Genomic DNA, 14,499 nt, shown 5'->3' on the forward strand with positions numbered 1-14,499 from the left:
TCGCGGCCGGTGTGCCCAGGCTTCAACAGGCGCAGCCCGAACGGGTGGTGGCAGGGGAGGGATGCCAGGGGGCGCCGCGTCAGCGAACCACTCCCGCATCCCGCACCGTTCAGCCTGGGCCGGGCGCCACCTGTGCCAGGCGTCCGGAGCGGTTCCGTGAAACCGCTGGAGCAGGCTCAGTGGCTGACCTGCCCCAGAAACGCCCGGATGCGGTCGTTGGCCGGGTTGCCGAAGAACTCCGCAGGCGGCGCATCGTGGGCGATGCGGCCCTGGTCGAAGAACATCACGCGGTCGGCCACCTCGCGGGCAAAGCCCATTTCGTGGGTGACCACGATCATCGTCATGCCGCCGCGCGCGAGGCCCCGCATCACGTCCAGCACTTCCTTGACCATCTCGGGGTCGAGCGCCGAGGTGGGCTCGTCAAACAGCATCACCTTGGGTTGCATGGCCAGCGCGCGCGCAATGGCCACCCGCTGCTGCTGCCCGCCCGACAGCTGCCAGGGGTACTTGTGCGCGTGGTCCTGCATGCCCACGCGGCCCAGCAGCTGCATGGCTTCGGCGTTGGCCTGGGCGCGCGGCGTGCGGCGAATGCGGCGCGGTGCCAGGGTCACGTTGTCCAGCACCGTCATGTGGCCGAACAGGTTGAACTGCTGGAACACCATGCCCACCTCGCAGCGCTGGCGCTGCAGCGTGCCGAGGTCGTCGCAGACCTCCACGCCGTCGATGGTGATGCGACCGCTGTCGTGCGGCTCCAGGCGGTTGATGGCGCGCAGCAGCGTGCTTTTGCCCGAGCCCGACGCGCCGATGATCACCGTCACCTCGCCGGTGTGGAACACAGTGGAGACATCCTTGAGCACCTGGTGCGCGCCAAACGACTTGCATACGCGCTCGGCCACGATGTAGGGCTTGGGCTGGTGGGTCGCGGTCATTGGTTGCGCCCTTCCACGTCAAAGCGGTATTCGACAGCGTTGGAGACCTGCGTGACCAGCGTGGTCAGCAGCAGGTAGGTGACGGCCACGGTGGTCAGCGTGGCAATCGGCTGGAAGGTGGCCGATTGGATGCGGTTGCCCACGTTGGTCAGCTCCACCACGCCGATTGCATAGGCCAGCGATGAATCTTTGAGCAGCGCCACAAAGTTGCTCACCAGCGGCGGCAGCGAAATCTTGAACGCCTGCGGAAACACCACGTCGAGGAACACATGCATGCGCCCCAGACCCAGCGCCCGTGCGGCTTCGGTCTGCCCGCGGGGCACGGCCAGCAAGCCTGCGCGCAAAGCCTCGGCGTTGTAGGCGCCCACGTTCAGGCCCAGGGCCACCACGGCCGCGGCAAAGTCGGGCAGATTGAGCCCCGGCACCAGCACGGGCAGGGCAAAGTACACAAACAAGATCTGCACCAGCAGCGGCGTGCCGCGGATGGCCCAGATGTACACGCTGGACACCCAGCGCACCGCCGTCCAGCGGGAGGTGCGGGCCAGCGCCGCCGCCGTGCCCAGCGCCAGGCCCACGGTGCCGCTGACCAGCGTCAACCACAGCGTGGTGCGCGCGCCTTCAGAAAACGCCTGGGCGTTGGCGCCGATGGGGTCCGGGAAGAACGACAACACATGGCCCAATAGCGAGAGGGCCAGCACTATCAGCACCAGCGCAGCGACCAGCGTGGCATTGCTGCGCTGCTGTCGGGACCAGCTTTGTGGCCAAAGAGCGAGAAGCATGGATCAGACGACCGGGGGGTCTTGGTTGGAAATCGGTTCGGCGACGGACGCATTGGCCTGCGCCGCCGTAAAAGGCAAAGGGTGCGCAGAGGCTCCTAGCCCTCTGCGCACCCTCTGTGACATCACATCAGTTGCAGCGCACGTCTTCTTTGAAGTACTTCTTGGAAACGGTGGCGTAGCTGCCATCGGCCAGCACTTCGGCAAACGCCTTGTTCCAGGCATCTGCCAGGCCGGTGTTGCCCTTGGCCATGGCGGGAGCGATGCGTTCGATGAACAACATGTCGCCCAGCTTGAAGCCGGCCTTGGCGTTCTTGGCGGCGGCTTCCTTGGCTACAAACTTGTCACTCACCCAGGCGTCCACGCGCTTGGAGATCAGGGCGCGCTGGGCGTCGGTGTCCTGCGGGAAGTTCTTCACTTCCTTCACGCCGCTGACCTTCTTCACCTGCTCCAGGTAGCTGGTGCCGGTCTGCACGGCCACCACCTTGCCCGAGAGGTCCTGGGCGTTGCGGATCTTGGCGTCCATCGCCACGATGATGCCGCCCGAGCAGTAGTGGGGGTTGGCAAACGTGACGGCCTTGGAGCGTTCTTCGGTCACGCCGTGCGAGGCGATCACGGCGTCCCAGCGGCTTTGGCTCAGGCCGGTGAGCAGAGCGTCAAAACCCAGGGTCTTCCATTCGAGCTTCAGGCCCATCTTCTTGACCACCAGCTCGGCCACTTCCACTTCGAAGCCCGTGAGCTTGGTGCCTTCAAAGAAGTTGAAAGGCGCAAACTGGCCTTCGGTGGCCACGATGATCTTGCCGTCTTTCTTGATTTCATCCAGCGTGCGGGCCTGGACGGCGAGGGCGGCGCACAGCGCCACAGCGGTGACAACGGCAGACTTGAAAAACTTCATGGCAAGGTTCCTGTGGGGGTGGTTCAGGTACAAAAAATCCGGCATGCGGGTAGGCAGGCCGGAAGGGGTGGATGCTGGCATCGCCATCAGCGATGGGCCACGTCATCAAACGGAAACGCTCAGAAATTATAGGACGCCCGTTCGATTCTGAGCCATGCAGGGCAACCCCGATGACCGCTGCCCAGGCTGGTGGTAAGCCCGCGGGTCACTGAAGCAAACACGGTGCCACCAGGGACCACCGGCCATGGCAGGGCTCTAGCCCCGCAAGCGTGTCGCCATATCAGCGCAGGAACGCGTCGTAGCCCGTCTTGAGGATCAGCGAGCTCACCACCACGATGAAGATGCCGCGCACAAACCCGGTGCCGTGCTTGAGCGCCAGGTGCGTGCCCAGCAGGCTGCCGACCACGTTGGCCACCGCCAGGGTCACCGCAAAGTGCCACCAGACATGGCCTTTGGCGGCAAACAGCGCGATGGCGGCCACATTGGTCGCGCAGTTGAGCAGCTTGGCCGACGCCGAGGCGTTGAGAAAGTCATAGCCCAGCAGCCGCACGAACAAAAACACGAAGAAGCTACCGGTGCCCGGGCCGAAAAAACCGTCATAGAAGCCGATGAGCACGCCGATCAGGCTGGCCACCAGCACTTCGGTGCTGCCCGCAAAACGGGGGGTGTGGTGCCGGCCCAGCTCCTTCTTGGCCAGCGTGTAGACCAGCACCCCCAGCAGCACCAGCGGCAGCAGCTTGCGCAAAAAATCGGCCGAGATCACCGTGACGGCCCAGGCGCCGGCAAACGAGCCGGCAAAACCCGCCGCTGCGGCCGGCAGCATGGCCGACCAGCGGATCTGCACACGGCGGCTGTACTGCCAGGTGGCCATGGCCGTGCCCCACACCGAGGCAGCCTTGTTGGTGCCCAGCAGCGTGGCCGGTGGCGCCCCGGGAAAAGCCGCAAACAGCGCCGGCACCATCACCAGCCCGCCGCCTCCCACAATCGCATCCACAAACCCCGCGAGCAGCGAGGCGAAGGTGATAAAAATCCATTCCATCGCTGGATTGTCGCACCCGGTGCGCTATCAATTCAGGACTGTTTGCGGTTGCTTTTGGAGCATGTCACGCTGCGCGCAGGCAAGAAAAAAGCGCTGGGATCGCCAGCGCCTGGAAAGAGTCTGCACCTCGTTGGGTGCTTGAAAATTCGTTGTTGGTAGAAAGATGTCTCCTCGGGCCCCTCGCTTGGCACACCGAAGCGCGCTTTCGAGTGCCGTGACTGTAACGGCCGCACCCGGCTGGTGCATTGGGGGTTTCCCGCCCCCCAAATTGGGGTGGTGTCAGTGGGCGGCAGGGCCTTGTTGCGCAAACAACCCGGCCGTGGGCAGCAGCCCGGCGAGCTTGTCGTCGCCATAGGTTCGCAGCACCTGCGAGATCACCACCTGGTAGCCGTTAAGCCACTGCGCCTGCGCCGCCTTGGCCTCCCGATGGGCGGGGTGCTGCATCAGCGCCTGCAGGGCTTCGAGCGACTGCCAGTAGTACACGTTGGAGACCAGGCCCTTGGCTGTGTCTTCCCACGACTCTTCGCCCAGATAGCCGTCGATGGACCGCGCTGCGGTGGCGATGGCCTCGTCCAGGCGGTGGAACGCGTCGTCGAACTGCCGGGTGGCAAAGATGAAGGTAGAGGAGTACATGGGGCGCGATGGTAATCACCTCGCCCCCGTATTCCCATGGGTACCCGCGAATCCCGCGGACGACCGCGCGGAGATCAGGCCGCCACGGCCACCTTGCGCGTCTGAAGAATCCACTCCGCCGCCTTTTCGGCCAGCATCAGCGTGGGCGAATTGGTGTTGCCGCTCACGATGGTGGGCATGGCGCCCGCGTCCACCACGCGCAGGCCGGCCACCACGGCGCCGGGACCGTTGCGCGGGTCGCGCACGCGCATTTGCGAATCCAGCACCGCCATCGGGTCGCCATCGCGGCCCATCTTGGTCGTGCCCACGGGGTGGAAGATGGTGGTGGCAATGTCGCCGGCCAGGCGCGCCAGGTCTTCGTCGCTTTCAAACTGCACGCCGGGTTTCCATTCCTCGGGCTGGTACTTGGCGAGGGCCGGCTGCGCCACGATGCGGCGCGTGACGCGCAGGCTGTCGGCGGCCACCTGGCGGTCTTCGGGCGTGCTCAGGTAATTGGGCGAGATGGCGGGGGCGGCCGTGAAATCTGCATTCTTGATCTGCACCGTGCCGCGGCTCGTCGGGTTGAGGTTGCACACGCTGGCCGTGAACGCCGGAAAGCTGTGCAGCGGGTCGCCAAACGCGTCGAGCGACAGCGGCTGCACGTGGTATTCGATGTTGGGGTAGGGCTGGTCGGGGCTGCTGCGGGTGAAGGCGCCCAGCTGCGACGGCGCCATGCTCATCGGGCCGCTGCGCTTGGCCATGTACTCGAGCCCGATCTTGGCCTTGCCCCAGAGCGAGCTGGCCATGGTGTTGAGCGTGGGCACGCCATTGACCTTGAACACCGCGCGGATCTGCAGGTGGTCCTGCAGGTTGGCGCCCACGCCAGGCAAGTCGACCGCCACGTCGATGCCGTGCTGGCGCAGCAGCGCCGCAGGGCCGATGCCCGAGAGCTGCAGCAGCTGCGGCGAATTGACTGCGCCGGCGCAGAGGATCACCTCGCTGGTGGCGTGGGCGGTCACCATCTCCTGGCCGTCCCACACCTGCACGCCCTTGCAGCGCCGGCTGCCGTCAGGCGCTGTCTCGATGATGAGCTTGGTGGCCTGGGCGCTGGTCCACATCTCGAAGTTGGGGCGGCCGTAGCAGGTGGGCCGCAGGAAGGCCTTGGCGGTGTTCCAGCGCCAGCCGCTTTTCTGGTTGACCTCGAAGTAGCCCACGCCCTCGTTGCTGCCGCTGTTGAAGTCATCGGTGGCGGGGATGCCCGCCTGCTGCGCCGCTTGGGAAAAGGCGTCGAGCACGTCCCAGCGCAGGCGCTGCTTCTCCACGCGCCACTCGCCGGTGCTGCCGGTGGATTTGTTGCCGTGCAGGCGCTTGAAGTTTTCATTCGCGCCACCGGGCTGGTCCAGGCGCCAGTGGTCTTCGTGGCGGCGAAAGTAGGGCAGGGTGTTGTCCCAGCGCCAGCTGCTGTCGCCGGTCAGCTCGGCCCACTGGTCGTAGTCGCGCGCCTGGCCGCGCATGTAGATCATGCCGTTGATGCTGCTGCAGCCGCCCAGCGTTTTGCCACGCGGGTAGCGCAGCGTGCGGCCGTTCAGGCCCGCGTCGGGCTCGGTGTTGTACAGCCAGTCGGTGCGCGGGTTGCCGATGCAATACAGGTAGCCCACGGGGATGTGGATCCAGTGGTAGTCGTCCTTGCGGCCCGCCTCGATCAGCAGCACGCGGTGGCGGCCGTCCGCGCTCAGGCGGTTGCACAGCAGGGCGCCGGCGGTGCCGCCGCCGATGATGATGGTGTCAAACGTGGTGTGGTCGCTCATGGGCTCGGGGCGGGAGGTTGCTAAGGTGGGAAACGCAGGCCATTGTGCGGATGGCACTGTGCGTGTCGAGAGGGTCAGTGCCTATTGCTATGCATGTGATAGCAACAAGCGTTTGCCAATCAAGCGCTGGAGCCTTGTTTGATATTAATTTCACGCATTTCGCGCCCGTCTGTGCTTGGCGCCACGTTCTGGCGGGCAGAAATCCTACGTGCCCCCTGGGCGGGGCTCCGCTACCATGCACGCTCTCTTTCATCTTGGCGGCTGTGCTGCCCAGTCCATGACCGACCACACCCCCCGCATTGTTCGCGCCGACACGCCCCAGGGCGTGAGTGCGCAACTGCATGGGCGCTGGGGAGCCGCCGAGCTGGGCACCCGGTCGCAGTGGAAGATGGTCTCTGACGAGTTGCGCGCCAGCCCCGCCGGGCCCGACCTGGGCTGGGACCTGACGCCATTGCAGTGGCTGGACCACGTGGGCGCGCAGCTGTTGTGGAACCACTGGCAGCGCGCCTGGCCCGAGCGCCTTGCCTGCACCGACAGCCAGCGCGACATGTTCGAGCGCGTGGCCGAGTTCACCACCGCGCCGCCGGAACCGCGCGAGGCCTGGAGTCTGGCCGAGCAGGTGGACCACCTCGGGGTGCTGGTGCTGCACGGCGTGAGCCATGCGCGCCACATGGTCGAGATGGTCGGCCAGCTGGTGCTGGACCTCGGCCGCCTGGTGCGCGCACCGCGCCGCGGCCCGTGGCGCGACATGTCGGGCCACCTGTACCGCATGGGCGCCACCGCGCTGCCCATCACGGCGCTGGTGGGATTCCTCATCGGTGTGGTGCTGGCCTACCTCATGAGCCTGCAGCTGCGCCAGTTCGGCGCCGAATCATTCATCGTCAACATCCTCGGGATCTCGCTGATCCGCGAACTCGGTCCCATGCTCGCGGCTATCCTGGTGGCGGGGCGTTCGGGCTCGGCCATCACCGCGCAGATCGGCGTGATGCGCGTGACCGAAGAGCTCGACGCCATGCGCGTGATGGGCATCCCGCACGGCTTTCGGCTGGTGATGCCGCGCACCCTGGCGCTGGCGGTGGCCATGCCGCTCATCAGTGTGTGGACCACGCTGGCGGCGCTGGCCGGCGGCATGCTGGCCGCCGACATTGCCATGGACATCTCGCCCGCGTACTTCGCACAGGCGCTGCCCGCAGCGGTCAAGGTGGGCAACCTCGGCATCGCCATGGCCAAGTCGGTCGTGTTCGGCGCGTTCATCGCCCTCATTGGCTGCCACTGGGGCCTGCGCGTCAAGCCCAACACCCAGAGCCTGGGCGAAGGCACGACGGCGTCGGTGGTCACGTCGATCACCATGGTCATCATCGTGGACGCGCTGTTTGCGGTGGCGTTCAAGAACATCGGAATATAGCGATGCATCCCCCTGTGTCGCTTCGCTCCTTCCCCCTTCTCTCGAACTGCTGCGCAGTTCGGGAAAGGGGACGCCGCCAGCGCGGCGGGGCGGCCCTTGCGCGGCGGCCGCTGGTATGGGCTGCGACAGTTTCCAAGGGCGGTGACCATGGCTGAGCGCATCGCCAAACCTGAAACCATCGCCGTGGCGCCCGACGCGCCGCCCATCGTGGACGTGCGCGGGCTGTGGTCGGTGTTTGGCAAGGGCACCGAGGCTTTTGCCGTGCACCAGGACCTCGACTTCAGCGTGCAGCGCGGCGAGATGCTGTCGCTGGTGGGTGGATCGGGCACGGGCAAGACGGTGCTGCTGCGCCAGATCCTGGGCCTGACCAAGCCGGCGCGTGGCACGGTGACGGTGCTGGGGCGGCCCGCGTCGGAGATGGGACGTGAGGGCGCGGCCAGCCGCGTGGGCATGTTGTTCCAGCACGGCGCGCTGTTCTCGGCCTTCAACGTGCTCGACAACGTGGCCTTTGCGCTGCGCGAGCAGGGTACCCTGCCCGACGACCTGGTGCGCGATGCCGCCCTCGTCAAGCTGCAGATGGTGGGCCTGGAACCCGAGCACGCGAGCCGCATGCCGGCCGACCTGTCCGGGGGCATGGTCAAGCGCGTGGCACTGGCACGCGCGCTCATCATGGACCCGCCGCTCTTGCTGCTCGACGAGCCGACCGCCGGGCTCGACCCCAACAGCGCCGACGAGTTCTGCACGCTGCTGCGCGAGCTGCGCGCCGCGCTCGGGCTCACGGTGATCATGGTGACGCACGACCTCGACACCCTGTTTGCGCTCAGCACGCGCGTGGCGGTGCTGGCCGATAAAAAGGTCATCGTCACCGGCCCGCCGCACGAGGTGGCGCATTTCAAGCACCCGTTCATCGAACACTTCTTTTTGGGCGAACGCGGCCAGCGCGCCATGGCGCCCGTGCAGGCCTCAGAGACACCACCGCCCCCGCCGACCACCGCGCCGGACATCGCGCACGCGCCTGCGCCCCAGCCAGACAAGGAACACACCTGATGGAAAACAAATCCCACGCGCTTGCCGCAGGCATCTTCGTGCTGGTGGTGGCCGCCCTGCTGGCCGGCCTGGCCTTCTGGCTCACGCGCGACAGCGCCAGTTACGAGCAGTACGAACTCTCCACCAAGGACGCCGTGGGCGGGCTGCAGCCCCAGGCGGCGGTGCGCTACAAAGGCGTGGCCGTGGGCAAGGTCACGCGCATCGGGTTCGACCCCCAGGTCAGCGGCAACGTGCTCATCCGCATCGCCGTGAACGAACAAGCGCCCATCAGCCCCACCACCTTTGCCGTGCTGGGCTACCAGGGCGTCACAGGCCTTGCACACATCCTGCTGGACGATGCCGACAAGCCCTACCCCGAGCTCCCGCCCGGGCCGAGCGGCCTGCCGCGCCTGCCCATCAAGGCCTCGCCCTTTGGCAAGATCGCCGAGCAGGCACCGGCGATCCTCAACCAGGTGGAAGAAGCCTCCCGCCGCGTCAACCAGCTGCTGGGCGACGCCAACCAGCAAAAGCTGAGCGAGGCGCTTGCCAACATTGCCCAGGCCGCCGGCAGCGTCAACACCCTCACGCAGCGCCTGGACGCCACCGTGGCCCAGCGGCTCGACCCGGCTTTGGCCGCGATACCCCCGCTGGCGGCCGACGCGCGCAAGACCCTGCAGTCGCTGCAGCAGGCTGGCACAAGCGTCTCGGCCCTGGCGGCTGACGTGAGCAAGACCACCCAGCGCCTGGGCGCAGACGGCGGGCCCATCGACCAGATCACCATCGGCACGCAGTCACTGGCGCGCGCGGCCGACCAGTTCAGCACCACCACGCTGCCGCGCCTGAACCGCGCCGCCGACGACACCTCGCGCGCGGCGCGCACGCTCAGCCGCACGGCGGGCGGTGTGTCGGACAACCCGCAGCTGTTCCTCTACGGTTCGGGCCGCATCCCGCCCGGGCCCGGCGAGGCAGGTTTTGGGGGCGCGCCCTGATGTGCGAGTCCGCGCGGGCTGTGGTCGCCCGAGCCCGCAACGCTCCGGTGCATGCCAGTTTCGCGGTGCGCAGCCCTGCACCGACCGATTGTGAGGAATGAGTATGAATGCTACTAAAAACATAGCTAATAGCGCTTATCCATCCAGCGCTAGAGGCATTTTTTGCTTGATTTTGGCGGCAGGCGCGATCGGTCTGGCTGGCTGCTCGGCCCTGCCCACGCCGCCCACGCGCCCCGTGCTCTACGACTTTGGTCCCGGCGCGCTCGCACCCGTGCCCACCGACCGCCGCGCGCCGTTGCCCCCGCTGGCGCTGGCCGACGTGGACGCGCCCGGCGTGCCCGATGGCAGCAATGCCGTGAGCTACCGCCTGCTGTACGCCGACACCCAGCAGCTGCGCCCCTACAGCCAGGCCCGCTGGAGCCAGCCGCCCGCACAGCTGGTGCAGCAGCGCCTGCGTGAACACCTGGGCCAGCGCCGCGCCATCCTCAAAACCGACGACGCCGCCGCCCACGCGCGCGACGCCACCGAGGGCAACCGCCTGCCGTCGGTGCTGCGCGTGGAGATCGAGGAGTTCAGCCACATCTTCTCCAGCCCCGCCGACAGCGCCGGCGTGGTGCGCCTGCGCGCCACCCTGGTGGACCTGACACTGAACGGCGAGGCGCTGCGCGGCCAGCGTGTCTTCATCGCCCGCACGCCGGCCCGCAGTGCCGATGCCTCCGGCGGGGTGGCAGCGCTGGCGGAAGCGTCCACCCAGGTGGCGCAGGAGCTGGCGGAGTGGGTGGAGCAGGTGGCCAACGCCCGCCCGTAGTCTCTGGAAGTGAAGTGCAGCCCGGGCGGTGGGCTGCACCGGCTGGCCACAGGCCCCCGGCCGCCCGGGCACAGGCGCGCGGGGCACGCTGCGGCCATTGATGCTGGCGGCGTTCGGCAGGCGCCGTCGCTCACAGTGGTGAGCTCGCGACCCTGCCGATCCGAACACCGTTCCCCCGCGCCCTCCCGGCACGAGGTGCGCCGGCCCACCGCAGCGCAATGACGGTGTAGGACCCATCATCGGCGCCCCGCAGTGCGTACCATCGGGCTTCCCGTTTCCAAAAAATCACACAACACATCGAGAGGGACACCCATGTTCATCGTCTGGGGGAAGAAGCTTGTCTACCGCAAACTGGGCCATGTGGCCGATTTCTGTCCCATCTGCCGCAAGCCGCGCGCCTTTGTGCTGCGGCGCCTAGGGTCTGCGGGGCACCTGTACTACATCACGGTGAGCCAGGGCGAGCTGGTGGGCTACGACCGGACCTGTGTGCAGTGCGGCACTTCGTTCAACGCCGAGCCCACGCAGTACGCCGCCGTGGCGCCGAAGCCAGCGCCCTTGCCCGAGCTGGCGCGGCAGACCTTTCCGGACCTGGAGCAGGCCTGGAAGGAGCGGCTGGACCTGGAGCGGCAGTTGCGCCAGGACCCCCGGGCCCTACACGCCGACGACCGCAAGGCGCTGATCCGCAGCCCGTTCCTGCTGCTGTCGCCCAAGGTGGAAAAGCGATTTGCCTCCACCCATTTCGACAAGGAGGTCGGCATCTCCGCCCTGGTCGCCCTGGGTTTGATGATTGCGGGCCCGGCCCTGGTGCGCAAGGTCGCCCCAGACTCGGCCGAGCTGGCGGTGCTGGTGTTCATGGCGCTGGGGGTGTTGCTGGTGATCGTGCAGATGGCGCTGGCGGGCGGGCGATTCATGCGGCGCGAGGTGGTGCCCGTGCTGGCCAAGTGCCTGCGGCCCCTGCAGCCGACGCCCGGCGAGCTGCAGACCGTGATGGCGGAGCTCAAGACCCTGCGGCACAAGATGGCCAGCAAGCTCCAGCTCGCTGAGCTGATCGCGCAGATCACCGGGCAGGACGCCGCCGCCCGGGCGCGCCGCTGACAGCGGGCCCAGAGGCTGTAGGGATGGGGCTAGGCAGCGCTGCGGCACGGCTGGCTGCGTGTCCTGCGTCGAGCGCGCCGCGCAGGCCCCTAGAGTCGGGAGGCGCTCTTCGCAGCCACCGAAGGCTGCCCTTCAATCCCCGTCACCACCCGCGCATAACGCGCAAAGCTCCAGTACGCCCAGGCCCAGTCCAGCAACACCACCAGCCGGTTGCGAAAGCCGATCAAAAAGTACACGTGCGCAAACAGCCAGAACAGCCACGCGAAGTAACCTGAAAACCGCACCGGCCCGGCGGGCGAGGTAAGGTCCACCACGGCGGAGTTGCGGCCGATGGTGGCAAGGTTGCCGTAGTCGCGGTAGCGAAACGGCTCGGTGGGCTCGCCGCGCAGCCGGTGCAAGATGTTGGCTGCCACGGCGCGGCCCATCTGCTTGGCGCCGGGCGAAACGCCGGGAACGGGCTGGGGCGGCTGGCCGGGCACGTGGCTCTGGGCGGCGGCCAGGTCGCCGATGACGCTGATCTCTGGGTGGCCGGGCAGGGAGAGGTCGGGCGCGACGACCACGCGGCCCGCGCGGTCGGTGGTGGCACCGGTGGCCTCGGCCAGGTCACGCCCCAGCGGGGACGCTGCGACACCTGCGGCCCAAATAATGCATTTGCTCTTGATTTGATAGCTATTGGCGCTTATGGATCCGGCGCTGGCGGGCGTTTCGACCATTAAACCTTCGCCGTCAATGGCAGTGACGCGGGCCTGCAGGCGCACTTCGACCCCCAACTTTTCCAACTGCTCCTGGGCGCGCTGGCTCAGTCCGTCGGGCATGGCCTGCAGCACGCGCGCGCCGCCTTCGAGCAGGATGATCTTGGCGCTGGCCGGGTCGATGTGGCGGAACTCGCCGGGCAGCGTGTGCCGCGCAATCTCGGCCAGGGTGCCCGCCATCTCCACGCCCGTCGGGCCGGCGCCCACCACCACGAAGTTGAGCCAGTCGGCGCGGCGCTGCACGTCGGGCTCCTTCTCCGCGGCCTCGAAGGCCAGCAGGATGCGGCGGCGGATCTCGAACGCGTCGTCCAGCGTCTTGAGCCCGGGTGCGTGGGTGGCCCAGGCGTCCTTGCCGAAGTAGCTGTGCGTGGCACCCGCCGCGACGATGAGGTGGTCGTAAGGCAAGGGCGCCGATGGGTTCGGCCCCTCCTTCAGGTGCACCGTGCGCGCCGCCACGTCGATCTGCGTGACCTCGCCCAGCAGGGTGGTGGCGTTGGGCTGCTGGCGAAACAGGTGGCGAATCGGCGCCGCAATCGCCGGGGCCGACAGCCCGGCCGTGGCCACCTGGTAGAGCAGGGGCTGAAAGAGATGGTGGTTGGTCTTGTCGACCAGCGTGATGTCTACGGCTGCGCCGTGCAGCGCTCGGGCGGCTTCAAGGCCGCCAAAGCCGCAGCCGATGATGACGATGCGGGGGCGGGGCGAGGAGGCAGGTGGGTGGGTCATGCCGCCATTATTGGGGAGGGGGCGGCATGGGGCGGGGCCCGCGGAAGAAACGATGTCAACCACTGCGCGGCCGAGGGGCTCACGCCCTGTCGCCGCGCCGGCGTCGTATCACCGTTGCGGCGCAGGCCGGCACCAGAATGTCGCCGCCCCGGCGGACAAGCCTGGCGCACAAGCCTCAGCGCGGATCACAGAAAGCCGAGGTCCACCGGGTAGTCCGGCCGCCCGGCTGCCGCGCCAAAGTGCGTGATGTTGGGCAACACACCCGCCATCTCGCTATCGGCAACGCCAAACCACTTGGCCAGTGTGGCCGCGTACTGGTCGACTGACGTGGTGGGCAACAGGCGGCCCTGGCCCACATGCCACTGGTCTTCAGGCGCGGCGGTGTTGGTGATGCTGACGGGTGGCGCGCTGCCGTAGAACGCCTTGCCCTTGACGGCGCCACCCACCACCAGATGGTGGCTGCCCCAGCCGTGGTCGGAGCCGTCGCCGTTGGAGCTCAGCGTGCGGCCGAAGTCCGACGCGGTGAACGCCGTCACCTTGTCGGCCACGCCCAGCTCCACGGTGGCGTTGTAGAACGCGGTCATGGCCTCGCTCAGGCGTTGCATCAGCACGGGCTGCTGCGAGATCAGGTTGTCGTGCAGATCGAAACCGCCCAGGGAGACCATGAACACCTGGCGTTTGCTGCCCAGGGTGCTGCGCGCACCGATGAGGCGCGCCACCATCTTCAGCTGGTCGGCCAGCGAGTTGCTGGCGGGGAAGGGCGTGGCCAAGGTGACACCGGAGATGCCCGTGGTGATCTGGCTTTCTGCGGCGATGGCGCGCGTGGTGATGCGGTTGTATTCGTTCTCCAGGGTCTGCGTACTGCTTTTCTGAATGAGCGAAGTGAGTGCCGCACGCACGGCGGTGGAGCCGTACACGCCGTTCTTGACGCCGTTGATGGGCACCGCACCGTTGGTGCTGACCTGGTACTGCAGAGCCGAATCGCCGGAGAGGAACACGGCATTGCCCGTGACCGAAATGCAGGTGAACAGCGAGTTCCCGTTGGACGACAGTGCCAGGTCGCCGACATTGCCGCCCCAGCCCACGGTGGAGCCCTCGGGCGATGAGGATTGCCACACCGATTGCTGGTCGTTGTGAGAGAAAAGCTTGGGTGGCAGCGGGTAGGTGTTGCGGTCGGGGCTGTTGTACTGCGCGCGGGTCAGCGGCACCACGAGCGGGCCGACGTTAAGCTGCACGGCCGCCTTACCGCCGTTGAACAGGCCGGCCAGGCCGGTCATGGCAGGGTGCAGCGCGTACTGCCGCCCGTTGGGCAAGGGCGTCGTGGGGTTAAGCACGGTGGTGGCAAGGTCGGCCTTGGCCAGCGCAATACCGCCAGCCGACTGCCCGCCGCCGCCACCGCGGATGGTGTTGTAGCGGTTGTAGCTGGGGTCGTCGTACGTGACAACGGTATTGGCGTAGTCGTTGCCGCCGTACAGGAAAACGCAGACCAGCGCCTTGTAATCTGTGGCGCTGAACGCGGCGGCCTCGCCCATGGCGGCCAGGTTGATGGCAAAAGGCATGGCCGTGCCAGCCAGGCCCAGCTGGGCGGAGCGGCGCAGAAAAGCGCGGCGTGAGTGGAGTTCGGGCTGAAGCAGATGCATGG

13 protein-coding genes are annotated in these 14,499 nt (G+C 67.5%); 5 read left to right on the forward strand and 8 right to left on the reverse strand.

What is annotated here, in order from left to right; genetic code table 11:
- Positions 1-176: 176 nt before the first annotated feature.
- The 6 genes from ACSQ3Q_RS01800 to ACSQ3Q_RS01825 all read right to left on the reverse strand — a co-directional run bounded on the left by ACSQ3Q_RS01800 (position 177) and on the right by ACSQ3Q_RS01825 (position 6,059).
- Positions 177-929, reverse strand: a complete 753-nt coding sequence (locus tag ACSQ3Q_RS01800) for an amino acid ABC transporter ATP-binding protein (RefSeq protein ID WP_436132731.1) — start codon at positions 927-929, stop codon at positions 177-179.
- Positions 926-1,708 (reverse strand): amino acid ABC transporter permease, encoded by a 783-nt coding sequence (locus ACSQ3Q_RS01805; RefSeq protein WP_436132732.1) that lies wholly within the window; start codon positions 1,706-1,708, stop codon positions 926-928. The genes ACSQ3Q_RS01800 and ACSQ3Q_RS01805 overlap by 4 nt, the downstream gene beginning before the upstream one ends.
- A gap of 127 nt (positions 1,709-1,835) precedes the next feature.
- The gene (locus ACSQ3Q_RS01810; RefSeq protein ID WP_436132733.1) at positions 1,836-2,600 is read right to left on the reverse strand and encodes an ABC transporter substrate-binding protein; all 765 of its coding nucleotides are present in this window, start codon (positions 2,598-2,600) and stop codon (positions 1,836-1,838) included.
- 280 nt (positions 2,601-2,880) lie between these two features.
- Entirely contained in the window at positions 2,881-3,639 is a 759-nt protein-coding gene (locus ACSQ3Q_RS01815; protein WP_436132734.1) for a sulfite exporter TauE/SafE family protein, read from the reverse strand.
- Positions 3,640-3,918: 279 nt separating this feature from the next.
- Entirely contained in the window at positions 3,919-4,272 is a 354-nt protein-coding gene (locus ACSQ3Q_RS01820; RefSeq protein WP_436132735.1) for an antibiotic biosynthesis monooxygenase family protein, read from the reverse strand.
- A gap of 74 nt (positions 4,273-4,346) precedes the next feature.
- A complete protein-coding gene (locus tag ACSQ3Q_RS01825) occupies positions 4,347-6,059 on the reverse strand; it encodes a GMC family oxidoreductase (RefSeq protein WP_436132736.1) in 1,713 nt (570 codons plus the stop codon).
- Between the two features lie 277 nt (positions 6,060-6,336).
- On the opposite strand from ACSQ3Q_RS01825, the gene ACSQ3Q_RS01830 reads away from it, so the two are divergent.
- The 5 genes from ACSQ3Q_RS01830 to ACSQ3Q_RS01850 all read left to right on the forward strand — a co-directional run bounded on the left by ACSQ3Q_RS01830 (position 6,337) and on the right by ACSQ3Q_RS01850 (position 11,382).
- Positions 6,337-7,464, forward strand: coding sequence for an MlaE family ABC transporter permease (locus ACSQ3Q_RS01830; RefSeq protein WP_436132737.1), 1,128 nt, complete (start codon positions 6,337-6,339; stop codon positions 7,462-7,464).
- Between the two features lie 147 nt (positions 7,465-7,611).
- On the forward strand, positions 7,612-8,511 hold the full coding sequence (locus ACSQ3Q_RS01835) for an ABC transporter ATP-binding protein (RefSeq protein WP_436132738.1): 900 nt from the start codon (positions 7,612-7,614) through the stop codon (positions 8,509-8,511).
- Complete coding sequence (locus ACSQ3Q_RS01840) at positions 8,511-9,479, forward strand: MlaD family protein (protein ID WP_436132739.1); 969 nt, start codon at positions 8,511-8,513, stop codon at positions 9,477-9,479. Before ACSQ3Q_RS01835 ends, ACSQ3Q_RS01840 begins: the two co-directional genes overlap by 1 nt.
- Before the next feature lie 103 nt (positions 9,480-9,582).
- Positions 9,583-10,287: an ABC-type transport auxiliary lipoprotein family protein gene (locus tag ACSQ3Q_RS01845; RefSeq protein WP_436132740.1), complete on the forward strand. Its 705-nt coding sequence runs from the start codon at positions 9,583-9,585 to the stop codon at positions 10,285-10,287.
- Positions 10,288-10,599: 312 nt separating this feature from the next.
- Positions 10,600-11,382: a hypothetical protein gene (locus ACSQ3Q_RS01850; protein WP_436132741.1), complete on the forward strand. Its 783-nt coding sequence runs from the start codon at positions 10,600-10,602 to the stop codon at positions 11,380-11,382.
- An 89-nt stretch (positions 11,383-11,471) separates the two neighbouring features.
- Here the strand turns inward: ACSQ3Q_RS01850 and ACSQ3Q_RS01855 are convergent, their stop codons facing one another.
- Both ACSQ3Q_RS01855 and ACSQ3Q_RS01860 read right to left on the reverse strand, forming a co-directional pair.
- Positions 11,472-12,857: an NAD(P)/FAD-dependent oxidoreductase gene (locus ACSQ3Q_RS01855; RefSeq protein ID WP_436132742.1), complete on the reverse strand. Its 1,386-nt coding sequence runs from the start codon at positions 12,855-12,857 to the stop codon at positions 11,472-11,474.
- A gap of 185 nt (positions 12,858-13,042) precedes the next feature.
- Positions 13,043-14,497: a DUF1501 domain-containing protein gene (locus ACSQ3Q_RS01860; RefSeq protein ID WP_436132743.1), complete on the reverse strand. Its 1,455-nt coding sequence runs from the start codon at positions 14,495-14,497 to the stop codon at positions 13,043-13,045.
- Positions 14,498-14,499 lie beyond the last annotated feature (2 nt).

The organism is Acidovorax sp. LjRoot129 (assembly GCF_964253765.1).
Classification (GTDB): domain Bacteria; phylum Pseudomonadota; class Gammaproteobacteria; order Burkholderiales; family Burkholderiaceae_C; genus Acidovorax.